Source organism: Methyloligella sp. GL2, from assembly GCF_013341275.1.
Taxonomy (GTDB): Bacteria; Pseudomonadota; Alphaproteobacteria; order Rhizobiales; family Methyloligellaceae; genus Methyloligella.
Map to the genome: position 1 here is coordinate 2,071,509 of NZ_CP054476.1, position 19,375 is coordinate 2,090,883.

The 19,375-nt window shown below is 61.4% G+C and carries 19 protein-coding genes; 4 read left to right on the forward strand and 15 right to left on the reverse strand.

Going from position 1 to position 19,375, the window contains the following annotated elements:
* Position 1 precedes the first annotated feature (1 nt).
* From HT051_RS09805 to ppk2, 3 genes are all read right to left on the reverse strand, one after another.
* Positions 2-709, reverse strand: coding sequence for a hypothetical protein (locus tag HT051_RS09805; protein WP_174541863.1), 708 nt, complete (start codon positions 707-709; stop codon positions 2-4).
* 44 nt (positions 710-753) lie between these two features.
* Entirely contained in the window at positions 754-2,421 is a 1,668-nt protein-coding gene (locus tag HT051_RS09810) for an SIR2 family protein (protein WP_174541864.1), read from the reverse strand.
* A 1,062-nt stretch (positions 2,422-3,483) separates the two neighbouring features.
* Complete coding sequence (ppk2, locus tag HT051_RS09815; protein ID WP_174541865.1) at positions 3,484-4,446, reverse strand: polyphosphate kinase 2; 963 nt, start codon at positions 4,444-4,446, stop codon at positions 3,484-3,486.
* A 458-nt stretch (positions 4,447-4,904) separates the two neighbouring features.
* Between ppk2 and HT051_RS09820 the strand changes: the two genes are divergently transcribed.
* Positions 4,905-5,102 (forward strand): hypothetical protein, encoded by a 198-nt coding sequence (locus HT051_RS09820; protein WP_174541866.1) that lies wholly within the window; start codon positions 4,905-4,907, stop codon positions 5,100-5,102.
* A gap of 344 nt (positions 5,103-5,446) precedes the next feature.
* Here HT051_RS09820 and HT051_RS09825 read toward each other — a convergent pair whose 3' ends face one another.
* From HT051_RS09825 to HT051_RS09840, 4 genes are all read right to left on the reverse strand, one after another.
* Positions 5,447-6,025, reverse strand: coding sequence for a carbonic anhydrase (locus HT051_RS09825; protein ID WP_174541867.1), 579 nt, complete (start codon positions 6,023-6,025; stop codon positions 5,447-5,449).
* A 127-nt stretch (positions 6,026-6,152) separates the two neighbouring features.
* Positions 6,153-6,341 carry a hypothetical protein gene (locus HT051_RS09830; RefSeq protein WP_174541868.1) on the reverse strand — a complete coding sequence of 63 codons (189 nt, stop codon included), beginning with the start codon at positions 6,339-6,341 and terminating at the stop codon, positions 6,153-6,155.
* A 259-nt stretch (positions 6,342-6,600) separates the two neighbouring features.
* Entirely contained in the window at positions 6,601-7,077 is a 477-nt protein-coding gene (locus tag HT051_RS09835; protein WP_174541869.1) for a Gmad2 immunoglobulin-like domain-containing protein, read from the reverse strand.
* 154 nt (positions 7,078-7,231) lie between these two features.
* On the reverse strand, positions 7,232-7,732 hold the full coding sequence (locus HT051_RS09840; RefSeq protein WP_174541870.1) for a putative molybdenum carrier protein: 501 nt from the start codon (positions 7,730-7,732) through the stop codon (positions 7,232-7,234).
* Between the two features lie 97 nt (positions 7,733-7,829).
* Here HT051_RS09840 and HT051_RS09845 point away from each other — a divergent pair, with 97 nt between their 5' ends.
* A complete protein-coding gene (locus HT051_RS09845) occupies positions 7,830-8,591 on the forward strand; it encodes an ion transporter (RefSeq protein WP_246810048.1) in 762 nt (253 codons plus the stop codon).
* Here the strand turns inward: HT051_RS09845 and HT051_RS09850 are convergent.
* Complete coding sequence (locus HT051_RS09850) at positions 8,588-9,382, reverse strand: AAA family ATPase (protein WP_174541871.1); 795 nt, start codon at positions 9,380-9,382, stop codon at positions 8,588-8,590. The two genes, HT051_RS09845 and HT051_RS09850, sit on opposite strands and share 4 nt — an antisense overlap.
* Positions 9,383-9,460: 78 nt before the next feature.
* Complete coding sequence (locus HT051_RS09855) at positions 9,461-10,084, reverse strand: glutathione S-transferase family protein (RefSeq protein WP_174541872.1); 624 nt, start codon at positions 10,082-10,084, stop codon at positions 9,461-9,463.
* Positions 10,085-10,219: 135 nt separating this feature from the next.
* Here HT051_RS09855 and trmFO point away from each other — a divergent pair, with 135 nt between their 5' ends.
* On the forward strand, positions 10,220-11,608 hold the full coding sequence (gene trmFO / locus HT051_RS09860; protein ID WP_174541873.1) for a methylenetetrahydrofolate--tRNA-(uracil(54)-C(5))-methyltransferase (FADH(2)-oxidizing) TrmFO: 1,389 nt from the start codon (positions 10,220-10,222) through the stop codon (positions 11,606-11,608).
* A 3-nt stretch (positions 11,609-11,611) separates the two neighbouring features.
* On the opposite strand, the gene HT051_RS09865 is transcribed toward trmFO, so the two are convergent.
* The 4 genes from HT051_RS09865 to yajC form a co-directional block, all read right to left on the reverse strand.
* Complete coding sequence (locus HT051_RS09865) at positions 11,612-12,445, reverse strand: squalene/phytoene synthase family protein (RefSeq protein ID WP_174541874.1); 834 nt, start codon at positions 12,443-12,445, stop codon at positions 11,612-11,614.
* 66 nt (positions 12,446-12,511) lie between these two features.
* Positions 12,512-13,465, reverse strand: a complete 954-nt coding sequence (gene secF, locus HT051_RS15145) for a protein translocase subunit SecF (RefSeq protein WP_246810049.1) — start codon at positions 13,463-13,465, stop codon at positions 12,512-12,514.
* 10 nt (positions 13,466-13,475) lie between these two features.
* Positions 13,476-15,095 (reverse strand): protein translocase subunit SecD, encoded by a 1,620-nt coding sequence (gene secD, locus HT051_RS15150; RefSeq protein ID WP_246810050.1) that lies wholly within the window; start codon positions 15,093-15,095, stop codon positions 13,476-13,478.
* Positions 15,096-15,151: 56 nt separating this feature from the next.
* The gene (gene yajC, locus HT051_RS09875; protein WP_174541875.1) at positions 15,152-15,526 is read right to left on the reverse strand and encodes a preprotein translocase subunit YajC; all 375 of its coding nucleotides are present in this window, start codon (positions 15,524-15,526) and stop codon (positions 15,152-15,154) included.
* Positions 15,527-15,711: 185 nt separating this feature from the next.
* Between yajC and HT051_RS09880 the strand changes: the two genes are divergently transcribed.
* Positions 15,712-16,578, forward strand: a complete 867-nt coding sequence (locus HT051_RS09880; protein ID WP_174541876.1) for an ATP-binding protein — start codon at positions 15,712-15,714, stop codon at positions 16,576-16,578.
* A gap of 467 nt (positions 16,579-17,045) precedes the next feature.
* Here the strand turns inward: HT051_RS09880 and HT051_RS09885 are convergent, their stop codons facing one another.
* The gene (locus HT051_RS09885) at positions 17,046-18,581 is read right to left on the reverse strand and encodes a LysM peptidoglycan-binding domain-containing M23 family metallopeptidase (RefSeq protein ID WP_246810248.1); all 1,536 of its coding nucleotides are present in this window, start codon (positions 18,579-18,581) and stop codon (positions 17,046-17,048) included.
* Between the two features lie 112 nt (positions 18,582-18,693).
* Positions 18,694-19,335: a protein-L-isoaspartate(D-aspartate) O-methyltransferase gene (locus HT051_RS09890; protein ID WP_174541878.1), complete on the reverse strand. Its 642-nt coding sequence runs from the start codon at positions 19,333-19,335 to the stop codon at positions 18,694-18,696.
* Between the last annotated feature and the right edge of the window lie 40 nt (positions 19,336-19,375).

A 19,375-nucleotide genomic window follows, 5' to 3' on the forward strand; every position in this document is an offset into this window, starting at 1 on the left:
CTTATTGCAATAGACGCCTTCGTGCCAAAAGCCTGCTTTTTGCGTTTAGAAGGCCCGCACGAATTTGATTTGCTCCCGTCGCCGCCTTTTCTTCCACTGGAAGGAAGTCGAGATTTTCTCGTAGTAGGTCGATATTGTAAATCAACGATTCAATCTCGGATGGTCCAAACGAAGATAGTCGCTGAGATACAAATGGTTCAATTGCATCCAAGACCTGTATCGCGTGAAATCGTCGACTTTGATCACGGACCATCGACCGAACACGTTCTATCTTACCAAGAATCTCATCAAAGCGTTTTACCGGCTCCTCATCGTCGACGCGCTCCTCAATTGTCAAAAGTAATCGAAGAGCATAAGTGTCAATCTGAAATGTCTGGAATCCCGGGCTTGCCGCCGCCCGCGCATAAGCCGTCCTGATGAAGTTCTCGGCAGCAGGAAGATTATCGGCGGCCGTCATTAAAATCGAATACTGAAGCCAGAATAACGGCTCCTTATTGACATCGACATCTCGATGAAGCCTATCAAAAAGTTCTGTGATCGCAGTAAGTCGATTTGGATCGCGCGAAAGCACATCCTCCAATATTGTAAATCTCATAAGGCTGCTCAATGCCGCCTGATACTGCCTTTCACTTTTTCTCCGTACTGCTTCAACAATAATCGAGTACGCGCTATCGACAATGTCATCGGTACTGAGGTGATTCTTAATCACGTACTCGCAGAATACTGATGACCTTACTTGAAGTATATCATCATCTAGCGCAGCAGGTCTCCAACAACCTCCCTAAACCGTGCGACGGCAGAATACGGATCCATCCTGGTCACGCTTCTCAAAAACGCCGGATCGGCCTCTTGACCGATCCACTTGAGAAGATGAATTGCAACAAACACCTTTCCGAACTCTCTATCCCCAAGCAGAGGAACCAACTCTCTATGTATCGCCTGCCTTATCTCGCTATTGTCGTATAACTGTACGACCACTTCCCTGACGTCTTTACACTGGGATATGACATCTTCTAGATTCGATGCTCTAACCCCTGATCTATCTAGCAAGCTAAGAAAATCACCTACGTCTTGTGCCCGAAATCCATTTAGATTAACGCGTTCAAGCGGCATTGGAAGCTTCTCTTGAATCTCGTGAAGCCGCACTTCTTGAACGCCAGTTCGTACCGTTACGATATATTTCGTATCGTCTGGAAGATCCGTAAGCTGCGGAATCGTTTCGACCGCTGCATTATATGAATCAAATATTATAATTATCTTTTTAAACTTCTTTAACAGCTCTATATCCTGTTGCAGCGTAACCGCGTTCGGACGGCACATAAAGCATCTATACCCATGTTCTGATAGCGTATTCGATAGTATATACAGAAATATTGTTTTGCCGTTTCCAATCCTTGAATGTATTAATAAACACTTTGATTTGGAAAGCGCCTCAACTGATTCAGAAACGATTTCTTGCCGTGCCACTACGTAATCTGACTTTGGAAGCGTTGACAGGCATCGTTTATAGTTGAAGGTGCCAAATGTAACGAGATTTCGGATTTCCAATGCGGTGGGCGGCGCAAGGGTATGCTTGTCTTTATGGGGATCGATAAATTTGAAACACTTAAGATTATACGGATCGATCGAAGGAGCTGGTTCAGGTAATGAATAGCAAAGTCTAGTGAAATTTTCTGCCCCAATCGGCAACACCTTTCCAAACGGTTTAATTCGATTCGCAAATATTCGATCTGGCTGTCCATTCGTTACAAAGAATATCTTCTCACGGGTGTTTGGATTCTGCATGAGAAGCGCTGATATATGATAATCATTCAAGCTATATCCTACAAAAAAACACGCGTCAGCGAATCTTATGTCTCGTACAAAGTCATCATACCAAATAGATTGCTCAAAATGCTGGCGTATATACGATGTCTCATTCAATACAATTTGGTCTAATACATTATCTTCTGTCGCGTTTCTTATAGTTCCGTGCAAGTGTATGACTGATCGATTTTTTAATCGTCTTGGTTTTACATCATTGTAACTATAGCTTACGGCATTTATTCGTTTAGATGAATAAGAAAATTCAACAGAATCATCGTAATTTGTAGTATAAAGTCGCATCCACGGGAGGGACACGAGATCGGACTGGTATTTCGCAACCTCTGTAACGGTAAATAGCTCGTATAGGATTTGGTATAGATTGTGATTTGATGAGTTTAATTCGTCAGCCAATACTTTTAAGTCATAGCGATCAGCCGGTACTGAAAGGATGTTTTCAAGTTCTCGTTTTAACGCGCTGCCAGCAGGAAGATGCGTTTTTCTGATATTTTTTGCTTCCTTCGAAAATCCCGACCCGAGAAACAGAATTGACCCATTTGGATTCAGCTCGTGCGGGGAATCCGAAAATGCGGGTTCTTCGATCGTGGTAGAACTCATGAAGCGCATCCCCCTAGCGAACAATAGCGTTAAGTGTGTTCAGCTAGTTAAGCACACGTAAAACGTGCCGCGCTAGTCCTACAGCGAAGTCAAATGTTGAAATCGCGGTGCCTGGTATGCCATGGGCTAGCTTCACTTGGCCTCAGCATGAGGCTTTGAGCTTGAGCTTAGGACGTGGCGATTTCGCTCGGCTCCGTCGTCATGCTCTCCCCTGCATCCGGCTAAGTCGCGTCGTGCATGCCTCCACGCACGTCTTCGGACATCCTCTGCACACAGGCGCCGACCTTCAGGATGCGGAGCGTTGCAGGACGGCGCGAGCTAGCGGTAATCACAGCCGTCACCCCGCACTTGATCCGAGGTCCAGGTGCCGGCGTGGCGCGTTTCTGTAGACCGCAGTGATTACCGGATTGCCCGGTCAAGTTTATGCTCGGGTCCGCGATGCGGGACCCGGATGCCGGGCAATGACGCCGTGGTGAGGGTTCCGGACCTCGATCCTTCGAGACGCGCGCTTTCGTTATCGCCGTGCCCCTTGGCAAACCGACTGCCATGCGCGCCCTCGGGATGAGGCGGTGGGGTGATGGTTCGGGCTTACCTGGGTGGTGCCCGCTCGGATGCTCCCCTGAACCGTTTGCCTCCACCCGCCCGCTTCGGCCTTCCCTCCCTGCGTAACTGGCTTCGTGGATGGCCGGGACATGCCCGGCCATGACGCCCTGCGTTAGGGCGACCCGCCCGGCTCGCGAGGCAACGCCTCAACACAAACAGCAGCCGTCACCCCGGACTTGATCCGGGGTCCAGTAGCCGGCGCGGTGCGTTGCGGTAGGCGGCGGTGATTACTGGATTGCCCGGTCAAGTTTATGCTCGGGTCCGCGATGCGGGACCCGGATGCCGGGCAATGACGGTCGGAGAGAGGCCTCTAACGCGCGGACTCAACATTCCGTCGTCATGGCCGGGCGTGTCCCGGCCATCCACGTATTGTCGCAAAAGCCGTTCGTGGATCCCCGGGTCAAGCCCGGGGATGACGAAGTAGAGACTGCGCGTCCTTGCCCGGAAAGGCGCCCCCCCTCAATAAATCGCCGGCACCCAGCGCTGGCTGTCGATGGGCGGGCGGACATAGCCGGGATCGGGCTGGCGCGGGGTGAGCTCGATATGCGGCCGCTCCACCTCCTCGTAATCGATCATGGAGAGAAGGTGCGAGATGCAGTTGAGCCGCGCCTTCTTCTTCACATCGGCATTGACCACATACCAGGGCGAGACGCCGGTATCGGTGTGGTGCAGCATGACGTCCTTGGCCTTGGAATATTCCACCCAGTTCTCGCGGGATTTCAGATCCATGGGCGAGAGCTTCCAGCGCTTGATCGGGTTCTCGATGCGCTCCTTGAAGCGCTTTTCCTGCTCCTCGTCGGAGACCGAGAACCAGTATTTGAGCAGGATGGTGCCGGATTTGACGAGCATCTCCTCGAACAGCGGACAGGCGCGCAGGAACTCCCAATATTCCTCGTCGGAGCAGAAGCCCATGACGCGCTCGACGCCGGCGCGGTTGTACCAGGAGCGGTCGAACAGCACGATCTCGCCCTTGGCGGGGAGATGGGGTACGTAGCGCTGGAAATACCATTGGCCGCGCTCGCGCTCGGTGGGCGTGCCGAGGGCCACGATCTTGCAGACGCGGGGGTTCAGGCTCTCTGTGATGCGCTTGATCACCCCGCCCTTGCCGGCGGCGTCGCGCCCCTCGAAGATCACCGCGACCTTCAGCCCCTCCTTCTGCACCCATTCCTGCAGGCGGATGAGCTCGAATTGCAGCTTCACCAGCTCGTCGATATAGCGGTATTTCTTCTTGGCCTTGGTCTTGGTCTTTTTGGCCTTCTTTTTCTTCTTGGGCGGCTCGGGCTCCGCGGGGGCTTCGCTGGCGCCATTGCGCAAATGCCAATGGGATTCGCGTTTCACGTCCTCGATCACGTCCTCGCGGACCTCGCCGTCATCCGGCGAATCCCCGTGCGCGGCTGCATCTCCGTTGACCTTCTTGTCCATGAACTCCATCCCCTTCGATGACGCGCGCCCTAAGCAATCGGCACGGATGCGATGCGTTTTCGCCGCCCGTTTTGCGCGATCCTGACACTGTCACAAAGATTCCATATCCCTCTGCGAAAGCAGTCAAGCTGGCCCAACGAAAGCTCGGCGAGATATTCTCTGTTTCGTCCGAATACTGCCGACGCATTGGGCGGTTTTTTCGCAATATTCCGGTTTCCCCGCTTCTCGCGCCGGGTTTTTCCCCGCATCTGCGCAACCGTTGCGCGGTTTGACCAGGCGGTACGCAACCGTGAATAAATATGCGGCAGGTCTTCGCGCGCACCGCGAAGGCGCCGGGCCGGCCGGGATTTCGCGCCGCTGTCGCAGCGCGCCCTCGGCTCTTCAGGCTTGAGACGCCGGCGGCTTGGCGCGTATTGTGCCGCGCGCCCGGGATGCGGGCGGATTATGGACGAGGCCCAATGACCGAAGATCTTTCCCTGGCGGAAATCGAACGCCGCATTCAGATCGTGGAAGACAATTTGCGCGAGCTGCAGGAGCAGGCCGCCGCCTTCTCCGGCGCGGCGGACGAAGAGCGCAGCGCGCAGCGCATCGCCGAGCAGCAGGAGAAGCTGGACCAGCTGCGCGCCCGCCGGGCGGAGCTGGTCGGCGAGGAATAGTCGCCTCGCGTCTCCGGCCTGATAGCCCTCTCCTTCGTCATGCCCGGACTTATTTGAGTGCGCTATCGCTCCGCTACTTGAGCGCGGCCCGGGCATGCATGCCGTTCCCGTGCAGCGCGATCAGGGGCCTAAGACAGGTCGCGCGCAAGCGGCGACGAAACGGAATGGATCACCGGGTCAAGCCCGGTGATGACGGTGTGCGTTGGAACGCAGGTGCCCAGCGCACTCGCCTTTTGTCATGGCCGGGCGTGTCCCGGCCATCCACGTATTTCGTCGAAGGCCATGCGTGGATGCCCGGCACAAGGCCGGGCATGACGAAACTTGAGGATTGCCGTCCCGGCCCCCTAGACCTTGCCGATCTCGGTGGCGGACGGCACCTCGATCAGCTTACCGGACTTCACGTCGTAGATATAGCCGTAGATCGGCACGTCGGCGGGCACCAGCGGGTGGGCGCGGATCACGGCAACATCCTCGGTCACGCTCTCGGCCTGGTCGGCAATAGTGAGCCAGTCGATCTGCGCGCCCATATCGGAGCCCGGCCCCTGCCCCACATCCTTCCAGCCGTCGGGGCCGATCTCGGCGGTGTCCAGGCTCTTGCTCAAGAGATCGCCCATGATCTCGTTGGTGAAGGTCTCCATGCCGCAATCGGTGTGGTGGATGACGAACCACTCCTTGGTGCCGAGCAGCTTGTGGGAAATGACGAGCGAGCGGATGGCATCGTCGCTGGCGCGGCCGCCGGCATTGCGGATGACATGGGCGTCGCCCTCGGCGAGCCCTGCGAATTTCGCCGGGTCGAGCCGCGCATCCATGCAGGTGAGAATGGCGAAGCGGCGCGCCGGCGGCATGGCGAGATCCGCCTTGTCGCCGAATTCCGCCGCATAGCCTTCATTGGCCGACAGGACCTCGTCGTGAACTTTGCTCATTGCATCTCCTCCCCAAGATTGACGCGTTTTTCTGGCGCCGGAGTGGCACGAGGCCGGGCAAGCGTATAGGCCCGGCGCGCGGCAAAGCCACCGGGGAGCTGTCTCTATTTCGGGGGAGAGTTTTGCCCTATTGGGCGGGCGTCACCGACACCACAGCCTCGTCTCCGCAATCGCCAAAGGCCGGTGCATCGCCATAGCGCAGGCAGGTGCCTTCAGCGGACTCGCTCGGCCCCAGCGCCATAGGCAGAGCCGGCTGCTGCTCCGTCACGCAGCCGCCAAGGGCCAGCGGGATAAGCAGGATGAATAGCCAACGCATCGGGTCTCGCGCTCCTCACATGATAGGCGGCAAGCGAATCGCCTGCCCTAGAGATATTGCCCTAAAACCCGTTTACAAGACGTTGGCCCGCCTCCTTGCATTGAAGATTGTCGAATTCCATTCGGCCCGCGATAGTTGCAGGTATCGAATAAGATTCCGCTTTAGCGCATATCCGACGCCGCAAGCGCCGATTTCCGGCGCACGATGACCGAAGCCATCGCCGCCGAAAATGCAATTCGCTTCTAAGGGCGGCCGGAGCCTATTCCGCGCCGGGCTTCAGCACCAGCGGCAGCACGGTGCGGCCGGGCGGGTTGCCCTCGCCGCCGGAGACGTCTTCTTCGTAGACTTCCAGATGGCCGAGCTGCTGGGCATCGGTGGAGAAGGTCACGGTGAAGTCGAACGTGCCGGGCCCGTCGGACCCGCCGCCCTGGGTATGGCCGCTGGCGAGCTCGGAGCCATCCGTGCCGGTCAGCTTCCAGTTCACGGTGCCCTCGAAGGTGCGCGAGCATCCGGTCACCTGGAAGCCGCTCTCGACGCGGGCGCCGGCGCGCGGCACCGTCACCATGACGAAGGCGGCATCGTTCAGCGCACCGTCGGAATTCTCGCAGTTATCGGGATCGGGATTGGGGGAGTACCAGCCGCTCATCGCGGCTGCCGGTCCAGTCGGCAGCAGCAGCGCAAGCGCGAACAGCCCCATGAGAGCGCTTGCCGCGCCCAGCCCCTGTCGTTTCCTCATCGCCAGCTCCTTATCGTTGAAATCCGTTGCGACCGATTCCTCAGCCGAGCGGCGCCAATTTACGCGGGCGTGCGGCGGCTGACAATTGCACTTGCGGGCAAGATTGGCGGCAGCGCCTTGCCATGTGGCCGATCGGCCCTGGAACGAGGCGGCTTTAGTCGAGGGCGCGCAGCAGGGTTTCGAGCGCGGCTTTCGCTTTGGCGTAAATTCCCGGCGCCTCGCTCTCCCGCGGTCCGCCGATGGCAATGCGGAAATGCTGATCCACGCGATGGGCGGTGGTGAGCTCGGTCAGCCATTCGATGGCGCGTTGCAGCCCGTCTTCCGCATCCATGTCCCAGACCATGACCGGCGTCCGATAGGTCTCGGCCAGCCGCTCAGCAAGCTGCGAGCCAGGCGAGACGGCAAGCCCGCTGGCATCGGTCAGGAACAGCGCCGCGTCGGCATCGCGGATATTCCATTCGGTGCGCATCGCCGGATCGGCGCTGGGCGTTTCCCGAAGCGCCGGATAGTCCTTCAGCACGCCGGGCGGCTCCGGCTTATCCTCGGCCCAGCCGCCTTGCGGGCACCAACCGCCATAGGGCACCTCATGGGCAACCGCCACATCCAGCGCGGCACGATCCACCCCGCTCTGCCCGCCGGAGATGATCTTGAGCATGTCTGGTCCTTTCACGGCGCGGCGCACGCGTCCTCGACATATTGGCAAGGTGCGGCGAATAGGCTAGAGGGCTGCAAAGCTTATCGAGGAGCGGGCTTTGCGCGAAACATTACGACTGCTGTATTACGGCCGCAGCCGGGCCGCGCACCGGTTCCGCTATGCCCTGCTGGCGTTCGATATCCTCACCATCTTGTTCATCGTCGGCACCTCGTTCGTTCCGCGCGAGCCGTGGATCGAATGGGTCGATGTGGCGTTCGGCGTGCTGATCCTGATCGAATTCGTCACCCGGATCGCCGCCACCGAAAAGCCGCTGAAGGAATTCACCCATCCCTCCACCTGGGCGGACATGGTGGCGATCGGGTCGTTCCTCGCGCCGGTCGCCGGCGAAGGGCTCGGCTTCCTGCGCATCCTGCGCACGCTGCGGCTGCTGCACACCTATCAGCTGGTGTCCCGGCTCAGGGCCGATAGCAGCTTCTTCCGGCGCAACGAGGAGACCATCATCGCGCTGGTCAATCTCGCGGTGTTTCTGTTCATCATGACCGGCGTGGTCTACGAGACCCAGCATTGGCGCAATCCGGCGATCACCAATTACGTGGACGCGCTGTATTTCACGGTGACGGCGCTGACCACCACCGGCTTCGGCGACATCACTCTGGAAGGCTCGATGGGGCGGCTTACCGCCGTCATCATCATGATCTTCGGCGTGACGCTGTTCTTGCGCCTGCTGCAGACGCTGCTCCGGCCGCGCAAGGTGCGGTTTTCCTGCCCCTCCTGCGGGCTGCAGCGCCACGAGTCGGACGCCGTCTACTGCAAGGCTTGCGGCGAAAAGCTGAATATCCCCGATGAGGGGCGGTATTAGAGATCGAGCTTGCTCTGCTGCTCGTCCTCGGCGAGCGCGGCATCGATAAAGCGTTCCGGATCGTTCAAGAAATCCCGCATCAGCCGGAAATGCTCGGTCTCCTCGACCGCGGACGGCTCCAGCCCGGCGGGGGTGAGACGCATCAGCGCCGCGCCGGGATAGGCCATCAGAATCGGCGAATGGGTGGCCATGATCACCTGACAGATGCGCGAGCGCTCCATGCGGCGCAGCAGCTTGAGGAATTCGATCTGGCGCGAGGGAGACAGCGCCGATTCCGGCTCGTCGAAGATGAAGAGGCCCTGGCGGCTGCAGCGCTCCTGAAAGAAGCGCAAGAACCCTTCGCCGTGGGAATGGGAGAGGAAGTCCGGCGGCGGGCCGCCGAGAGGCTCCCGCGCTGCCTCGTCCAGATAGCGGGCGACGGAGAAGAAGCTCTCGGCGCGGAAGAACCAGCCATTGGTCAGCTTGGGCAGCCAGCTGGCCCGCAAGGCCTGGGCCAGCTCGCCGCCCGTCGTCTCCAGCGCCTGGGAATGATCGACGGGCATATAGCCGTTGCCGCCGCCGGCCTGGTCGAAACCGGCCAGCGCTGCAATGCCTTCCAGCAGCGTCGATTTCCCGGTGCCGTTCTCGCCGACGATGATGGTGATCGGCTGTTCGAAGCGAAGCTCGAAATCGCCGCGCAGGAACGGCAGGCAGAACGGGTAATCGATCTTCGACGGCACGCGGGTATCGTCGAGCCATATCTGCTTCAGATACGGCGCCGGTAGCTTGGTACCAGATCTTCGACGGGCCATGATTCGCGTTCCCTCCGGCCGGTGTGGGGGCAGGGCCACGCTCGGCGCAGGCGTGTCCGCTGCCCAATCTGCGGCGGCTTATTCCGCTTGCGCGGTCTCGGCCTGCTCAAGCTGCAAGGTACGCTGCAGCGCCGGGCGCTGCTCCAGCCGGGCCACGTAGTCTTTGAACTCGGCGCGCTCGGGCAGCAGCTTGAACAGCGTGCCCCAGCGGAGCAGCGAGCCGATAACGATGTCGGCAGCGGTGAACTCTTCACCGAACAGATATGTGCCCTTCGACACGGCCTCGGCGGTGACATTGGTCACCCGGTCGAAATTGCCGTAGCCGAGGGTGCCCTCGCGCGGCTCCTCCTTGCGCGGGAAGGCCCGGTCGAACATGGCAGGCTCGATGCAGCTTGGCCCGAAGAAGAGCCATTTCAGATAGGCGCCGCGGTCGGGATCGCCGATCGGCTTGTTGAGCTTGGCTCCTGGAAATTCATCAGCCAGATAGGTGCAGATTGCCGCCACTTCGGAGACCACAGCATCGCCGTGGCGGAGCGTCGGCACCTTGCCCATGGGATTGAGCGCCAGATAGTCCGGCGTCATTTGCTCGCCTTCGAAGACATTGAGCAGCACCAGATCATAGGGCTCGCCCAGCTCCTCCAGCATCCAGCGGACGATGGAGGACCGTGTGGGAATGGCGTGATAGAGGGTCAACTCAGCCATGGCGTGCAAGCTCCTAGAAAAACATGGGAGGCGGACTTTACCCATTTTCCGCGACATGAAAACGGCAATCGGCGCGGCCTGCGCGCGTGCCGAAACCGGCTTGAAGCGCAAGGGCTTTCCCGATAGCAGAAAGCCATGAAACAGGTTCACATCATCGGCGGCGGGCTTGCGGGCTCGGAGGCCGCCTGGCAGCTGGCGCAGGCCGGGATTCCGGTCGTGTTGCACGAAATGCGCCCGGTGCGCGCCACCGATGCGCACGCCACCGACCGCTTTGCCGAGCTGGTCTGCTCCAACTCGTTCCGCTCCGACGATCACGAGGCGAATGCGGTGGGGCTGCTGCATGAGGAGATGCGCCGGGCCGGCTCGCTGATCATGGCGGCGGCCGATGCCCATAAGCTGCCGGCGGGCGGTGCGCTTGCCGTGGACCGCGAAGGCTTCGCCAATGCGGTGACCGAGCGGCTGGAGGCCTGCGAGACGCTGACGGTCGTGCGCGAGGAGATCGATGGGCTGCCGCCGGAGGATTGGGATAGCGTGATCGTCGCCACCGGCCCCCTCACCTCCGAGGCCCTGGCCGGCGCGATCAAGCAGCTGACTGGCGAGGACGAGCTCGCCTTCTTCGACGCCATCGCGCCCATCGTGCATCGCGACAGCATCGACATGGATATCTGCTGGATGCAATCGCGCTACGACAAGCCGGGGCCCGGCGGCGGCGATGCCGATTACATCAACTGCCCGCTCTCCAAGGACGAGTACGAGCGCTTTATCGATGCGCTGATCGTCGGCGAGAAGACCGCCTTCAAGGACTGGGAGCAATCCACCCCCTATTTCGAGGGCTGCCTGCCGATCGAGGTGATGGCCGAGCGCGGACGGGAGACGCTGCGGCACGGGCCGATGAAGCCGGTGGGGCTGACCAATGCCCATAAGCCGGAGGAGAAGTCTTATGCCGTGGTGCAGCTTCGCCAGGACAATGCGCTTGGCACGCTGTGGAACATGGTGGGCTTCCAGACCAAGCTGAAATACGGCGCGCAGACGGAAGTCTTCCGCATGATCCCGGGACTGGAAAGGGCCGAGTTCGCCCGGCTCGGCGGGCTGCACCGCAACACCTTCCTCAACAGCCCGAAACTGCTGGATGGCGCGCTCCGTCTGAAGGCGGCGCCGCGGCTGCGCTTTGCCGGCCAGATCACCGGGGTGGAAGGCTATGTGGAATCGGCGGCGATCGGGCTTTTGGCCGGACGCTTCGCCGCCGCCGAGCGCAACGACCTCCCCTTCGCACCGCCGCCCGAGACGACGGCGCTGGGCGCCCTGCTTACACACATCACCGCCGGGCATCTGGCCGATGACGCCAAGGCCAGCTTCCAGCCGATGAATGTCAATTTCGGGCTGCTGCCGCCTTTGGCCGAGCTTCCCAAGGTGAAAGGCCGCAAGAACGCCCGGACCCTGGCTAAGAAGCAGGCGATGACGGCGCGCGCCTTATCGGATCTCGAGGCCTGGCTTTCCGGAGCGCGTGCAGTCGCCGCCGAATAGGCTTCAGGCGCGCCAGCTGGCCAGACGCCAAAGCCGGTAGAGCGGATTGATGCCGGAGCCGGCTCTGCTCCCTTCCCGCCGGCTCTCCATGGCATTGAGATAGGGCGCGACCAGCGAGAGCGGCTGGAAAGCGAGCTGGATATCGCTCGGCAAAGCCCTGATCGCCGGCCGGGCGCGCCGAAGCTCGGTGCGGGCCTGACGGCGCATCTCGGCGATCAGCCCCAGCATCTCCGGATCGGGTTTTTCCTCCAGGGCTTGGCTTGCCCCGCTCACTGCCACGGCTTGCGCCCTTTGCTCTCCCTCCCCGCCGCGCCGCACATGGGCACAGACGGCACGGGCCAGTCCGGTGAGCCCATAGGCGCGGCCGGCCGAGCGCGCGGCAAGCTCCACTTGGGATTTTCCGGCACCGAGAAACTCCGCCGCCAGGGTGAAGACCTCGCCGGCGGTATTATCCAGAAAAGCGATCAGACCGGCGCTGTAAGGCTCAATCTGCTCCATGGCATCAACCCGCCGGGCATCGATCATCGGGGCTAGACGCTCCGGCGCGATATCGTGCTTGCGCAATGTCTCACCGAAGGCATCGGCGACGGGGTGACCGGTCTTCTCCTCGCCGGCACGCGCCACGACAAGGGCATCGCGCCACCATTGCAGGCGGATCTCGGCGAGCGGCATCTCGCTCACCTCTTCGGGGATGCGGGCGATCTCGGCATTGAAGGCGTAAAGCGCGAACAGATCGTCGCGCGCCTCTTTGGGCGCGAACAGAGCCGACAGATAACGGTCCGGATCCTCCGTCCGAACCATCTGCCGCACGGTCTGGTGCAGCTCGGCTTCGTTCACGGCCTCTTACGCCTCACGCTTTGCTTCGAAATGCGAGGGAAGAGCTTGCCACGACAATCCGGTTTTCTAAACCCCGACCGGACTTCCGGACTTGGCGCGTTTTGTCGTCGCCGTCGCGCCCCAGTCGCGGCGCATGCCGAGCACAAGCAGCAAGGGCGAGGCCACGAAGATCGACGAATAGGCGCCGACAACGATGCCCCAGAGCATGGCGATGTTGAAATTCTCGATCACCTTACCGCCGAACAGATACAGCGCCAGCACCGCCAGGAAGGTGGTGAAATGGGTCAGCGTGGTGCGCGACAGGGTCTCGTTGATCGAAAGATCGATGAGATCGGCCATGGGCAGCTTGCGGTATTTGCGCAAGTTCTCGCGGATGCGGTCGAACACCACCACGGTATCGTTGAGCGAGTAGCCGATGATGGTGAGGATGGCCGCGAGCGCCGCCAGGTTGAACTCCAGCTGAAAGATGCAGAACAACCCAATGGCGCTCACCACGTCGTGGGTCAGCGCGGCGATGGCGGCCACGGCGAACTGCCATTCGAAGCGGAACCAGACATAGAGCAGGATCGCGCCCATGGCGACGACCACAGCGATGGTGCCCATATAGATCAGCTCGGTGGAGATGGTGGCGCCGACCGTCTCGATGCGGCGGTACTCCGCCACCTGATCGCCCAGCGCTTCCTTCACCTTGCCGACCGTCGCCTGCTGCGCGCCTTCGCTATCCTGCTCGCCGATACGGATCAGGACGTCGTTGGGCTCGCCGAATTGCTGGATCTGCACTTCGCCGAGATCGAGATCGTTCAGGGTGGAGCGCAACGTCGCCAGATCGGCCTGGGGCGCCTTGGTGCTGATCTCGATCAGCGTGCCGCCCTTGAAGTCGATGCCGAAATTGAGCCCGTAGACCTGCGCGGCCACCAGCGACAACACCATCACGAGGGCAGAAACGAAGAAGCTGATCCCCCGCATGCCGATGAAATCGATCTTGGTATTGGGGGGAACGAAGCTGAAGCCTCGAAACATCGCGCGTCTCCTAAATCGGCACGTATTGCGGCCGCGTCCAACGCAGCCAGAAGGACACGATCATCCGCGAGAAGGTGACGGCCGTGAACATCGAGCACAGAATGCCGATGCACAGGGTGACGGCAAAGCCGCGCACCGGACCCGATCCCAGCCAGAACAGCACCAAGGTCGAGATCAGCGTGGTCACGTTGGAGTCGATGATGGTGGCCATGGCCCGCGAATAGCCCGCATCGATCGCCGCGAGCGGCGATTTTCCCGAGCGGACCTCCTCGCGGATGCGCTCGAAGATCAGCACGTTGGAATCGACCGAAATACCGATCACCAGCACGATGCCGGCGATACCCGGCAAGGTGAGCGTCGCGCCGATCAGCGATAGCGCCGCGAAGATCAGCACCGCATTGATCATCAGCGCCAGATCCGCGAACAGGCCGAATAGCCCGTAAGCCAGCACCATAAATACGGCGACGGCAATCAGCGCGATGATCGCAGCGCTCTTGCCGGCGGCAATGGAATCAGCACCAAGGCTCGCACCGACGGTGCGCTCCTCGATCGGGGTCAGCTTGGCCGGAAGCGCACCGGAGCGCAGCAGAATGGCGAGGTCGTTGGCTTCCTCGACGGTGAAGTTGCCGCTGATCTGGCCGCTGCCGCCGAGAATCGGCTCGCGGATCACCGGTGCCGAGATCACCTTGTTGTCGAGCACGATGGCGAAAGGCAGCCCGACATTCTCCTGGGTCACCCGGGCGAAGCGCTGGGCGCCGGTGGAATCGAAGCGGAAGGTCACGATCGGCTCGCCGGTGCGCCCGTCGAAGCCGGGCTGGGAATCGACCAAGCTTTCGCCGCTGACCAGCGAATCTTCCTTCAGCACGTAGGGAACCGGCGGCTCGTCGGCGGAATAGACCAGCTCGTCGCCGGCCGGTGGCCGCTTGCTGGCGGCAACCTCTTGGGCGTTGGCGGCGGGATCGACCAGCTTGAAGTCGAGCTTGCCAGTCTCGTTGATCAGGCCTTTGAGGCGCTGCACATCCTGAATGCCGGGAAACTGCACCAGGATACGGTCGGCGCCCTGGCGCTGGATGCTGGGTTCGGTGGTGCCGAACGCATCGATACGGCGGCGGATGGTCTCGATGGACGATTCGATGGCGCCGTTCATGCGCTGGGTCAGGCCGGCATCGGTGATGGTCAGGGTGATCTGGCGGTTGTCCGCCTGCTCGACATCGAGATCCTTGCCGCCGGACATGCCGCCGAAAGCGCCCTGATTGATGGGCGCGGCGAGCTCGCTCAGGGCGTCATAGGCTTTGTCGAGATCGAAACCGTCGCGGATGCGCACCGAGACCTGCTTCTGACCCGGCTTGACCCCAAGATTGGTGTAGCCGATGCGCGCGGTGCGCAAGGCCCCGCGGACCTCGCCGCGGATATTGCCCAGCCAGTCGTCGATCAGCTGTTGCTGGTCGATCTCATAAAGCAGATGGGCACCGCCCTGCAGATCGAGGCCGAGATTGACCTGCTTATGGGGCAGCCAATCGGGCAGCTCCGCCACGGTCTTGGACGGGAAAACATTGGGCAAGGCGCACAGAATACCGACGATGACCACGCCGAGAATCAGCACCACCTTCCATCGTTGGAAATGCAGCATCGCCGCCGAAGCTCCGGATCGTTAACAGGGCTGGCCAGAAATTTGGCGAAACGTCGTCACGAGGTTTTGTCCTCGGATTTCGCCGGCGTCTTGGAGCCGGATTTCGAGCCGCCGGAGGCCGGCTCCGGCTTGCCGCGGACCTCGGAGATGGTCGAACGCAGCACCCGGATCCGGACGCCTTCGGCCACTTCGAGGGTCAGCTCCTCCTCGTCGGCCTTGGACACCTTGCCCAGAATGCCGCCGGCCGTCACAACATTGTCGCCGCGGCGGATGGCACCGATCATATCGCGGTGCTCGCGCATGCGCTTCTGCTGCGGGCGGATCATCAGGAAGTACATGATGCCGATGATCAGAATCGTCGGAATCAGGAGGCTGTTAAAGAAGTCCATGGCGCCACCCGGCGCCGCTTGGGCAGTGACCGCGTCGATCATTTGCTCCCGTCCCTCGATATCATTAAGGATGGCCGCCCTGGGCCAAAATGGTGTGTTTCCTCGTGCAGGGGCTTATGCCCTCTCGCTTTGGGCGCGACTATAGCCAGCTCGCCCGCCTTTGCAACGGCTGTGAACGCTTCCGAGGCGGTTTCGAAAATTTAGCTTTTGGACGGCATTACAACAGCATGAGTAAGAAAGACGTGTTGCGCCGCATCGCCGGCGCGCTGGAGCGGCTTGCGCCGGCTCTCCCCGAGGCTCCCGATTTCGCGGCGGCCGACGCCTTCGTCTGGCAGGCCGAGCCGGAGGGCTTCGTTCCCGTTTCCGCCGTCAACCGCGTGCCGCTGCCGCTTTTGAAGGGCATCGACACCATGCGCGATACGCTGGTGGAAAACACGGAACGCTTCGCCCAAGGCCTGCCCGCCAATAACGCCCTGCTTTGGGGCGCACGCGGCATGGGCAAGAGCTCGCTGGTCAAAGCGGTGCATGGCGACGTCGCCGATGCCACGGCGAAGACTGGCGGCGCGGCGTTGAAGCTGATCGAGATCCACCGGGAGGACATCGCCACCCTGCCCCATCTCCTGGGGCATCTGCGCAATACGTCTTACCGCTTCATTTTGTTCTGCGACGACCTCTCCTTCGAGACTCAGGACACCTCCTACAAATCGCTGAAGGCGGTGCTGGAGGGCGGCGTCGAAGGGCGGCCGGAGAATGTGCTGTTCTACGCCACCTCGAACCGCCGGCATCTGCTCTCCCGCGAGATGATCGAGAACGAGCAATCGACGGCGATCAATCCGTCCGAAGCGGTGGAGGAATCGGTTTCGCTCTCCGACCGGTTCGGGCTGTGGATCGGCTTCCACAATTGCAGCCAGGATCAGTATCTGCAGATGGTGAAGGGCTATGCCGCCCATTACGGGCTGGAGATCGGCGAGGAAGAGCTGCGCCGCGAGGCGCTGGCCTGGGCCATGGGCCGCGGCAGCCGCTCGGGCCGCGTCGCCTGGCAGTATATCCAGTCGCTGGCCGGCCGCCTCGGCAAGAATTTCGACGCAGCTTAGGCCGGTCCTCCCCCTTAAAAGGGGGGAACTAGAGGGGGGTCGTATCGGAGACGCAGCCGTCTCTCGCCACCGCTTCTTGACCCCCACCCCGGCCCTCCCCCTTCCAGAGGGAGGGAGCGGGCCGTGCCAGCCGGAACTCACTCGCTATTGTCATGCCCGGCCTTGTGCCGGGCATCCATGACCCCGGAATTTCGGCTCTAGCAGAGGTGTTCATGGATCACCGGGCCAAGCCCGGTGATGACGCCGTGATGTGACGCGTGATGCGTAAAGCTGCGGCCGGTCCTCCCCCTTGAAAGGGGGGAGTTAGAGGGGGGTCAAAGGCCTATGTGAATGCCGTTCGGCTTCTTGACCCCCACCCCGACCCTCCCCCTTTCATGGGGAGGGAGCGGGCCGTGCCAGTCTCAGCCGCCAGAAACGCGAATGGCCGGGACAAGCCCGGCCATGACGTCTCGCTGTAATCGATAACGCTAGTTCGCGTTGGCGGTGGCGCTGCTCATATATTGCAGCGGATCCACGGGCCGCGAGCCCTTGCGCAGCTCGAAGTGAAGCTGCGGCTGGCTGACCGAACCGGTGGCGCCGGCCTTGGCGATGACCTGGCCGCGGGTGACCTTGTCGCCGCGCTTGACCAGCAGATCCTCGTTATGGGCGTAAGCCGTCACCCAGTTGTTGGAGTGGCGCACCAGAACCAGGTTGCCGTAGCCCTTCAGCTCGTCGCCGGCATAGGCGACGACACCGTTCTCGGCGGCTTTGACCGGCGTGCCCTGGGGCACAGACATGTCGATACCGTCGTTATGACCACCATCGGAACGGGCGCCGAACTTGGAAACGATGCGGCCGTTGACCGGCCAGCGGAAACGCTGCCCCGACATGGGATCGGGCGCAGGCAAGGTCGTGGAGCTGGCCACGCTGCTCGCGCTCGAAGCACTGCTCGAGGCTTGCGTCTGGGCGCTGGACGAAGCGCGCGGTGCCGGGGCGCTCTGGCTCGCCGTCTGCTTCGGCTCGTCGAATTTCGGCGCTTCCACCTTGGTGGTGGTCACGACCCGCACATTGCTGTTGCTGGCCGAGGTGGAGGGCGCGGGAGCCGGCGTCGATGCAGGCTTGGGCGCAGGCGCCGGTTTGGGCGTGCTGCTTGCGACCTGAGACGGCGCGCTTGCCCCGCCCTTCGGCAGGATCAGCTCCTGGCCGATCTGCAAGGAGCGCACATCGGTGATGTTGTTGACCTCGGCGAGCTTCTGCTCGCTGACGCCTTGCGACTTGGCGATGGAGTTCAGGCTGTCGCCGGCCCTCACGATATAGGAGTTGCCGTGCACCGTGGTGCCGCTGGCCGGGATCAGGATCTTCTGCCCGGCGGTCAGGCGGATATCGTCGAGATTATTGGCTTTCTGGATCGCCTCGACCGACACTTTATAGCGCAGCGAATAGAGATACAGGCTGTCGCCCGGCTGTACAGTGATGGTCTTGGAGCCCGGACCGGCGAAAGCCTGATTGGTGGTAGAGGCGACACGGCGCGTCGGCTGCGGCGCAGGCTTGGGGGCCGGCGGCGGAGACGGCGGGGTGTAGACGGCCTGCTGCACCGGGTACCGGTTCGACGAAGACGAATAGCTTCCGCTTTGCGGCTGGTAAGAGGCCGGCGTCGGCCGGGTGCCGTAGGAATTTGACGACGTGTTGCCGTATTGGCGCGGCTGGTTATACGAGCCGCCGCCATAGGAGCCGGTGCTCGCGTAGCGGTTGTTGTTATAGCCCGCGCCATAGCTCTGCGAGCTGGCGTAAGCGCCGCCCTGCCCGCCATAAACGGATTCCGGAGGCACGGGGATCGAAGCTGTGGTGGCAGGATCGGCCGCATAGCCGCCATTGGAGGCCTGCGGATTGCCGGTCATACCCATCGCCGGCATATCGAAACGGGAGCCCCCAGAGCTGCAACCGGCCAGCGCGGCCGCCGCACCCATGGCAGCAGCCAGCACAGCGCCGCGGCCAAAACTCGACCAAAACGCTGCTTCCCTCATCACTTGAGACCCCCAAACACAATACGCAGAACGAAGAGGCTCAGTTAAGCGCCGCTTGGGTAAACAGGACTTTAACACGCACGCCTCCATGCACAGTTTGCCGGCCGGACGGTCATCGCCGCTTCACCCGCCCCTTGACCAAGGGAACGAAGCGCACCGGCAAAAGCGGCGTCTCGCTGATCCCTTCTGCGTATTTGTCGATTTGCACCAGGGATTGGGAATCCCGGTTCTCGCCGATCGGAATGATCATCCGCCCGCCATCCTTCAGCTGATCGATCAGCGCTTCGGGCGGCTCGGGCGCGGCAGCCGTGACGATGATGCGGTCGAACGGCGCCTGGGGCGGCCAGCCGATCCAGCCATCGCCGATGATGGTGGAGATGTTGTTGATGCCGAGCTCTTCGAAATGGCGGTCGGCGATCTGCTGCAGCTCGCGATAGCGCTCAATGGTGTAGACCCGGCGGCAGAGCTGCGACAGCACCGCGGCCTGATAGCCGGAGCCGGTGCCGATCTCGAGCACCTTGAAGCGCTCTTCCACCTCCAACTTCTCGGTCATGAAGGCGACGATATAGGGCTGAGAGATGGTCTGGCCGCAATCGATGGGCAGCGCGATATCCTGATAGGCATGCTTCAGAAAGGCGGGATCGACGAAGATCTCGCGCGGCACGCGTTCGATAGCGCGCAGCACCCGCGTATCGCGAATGCCGCGGTGCCTGAGCTGCATGATCAGGCCGATCTGGTCTTGGGCGCTCGCCATGTGGAACCGCCGATGAGCTGCGAATTCCGGAATATCGACT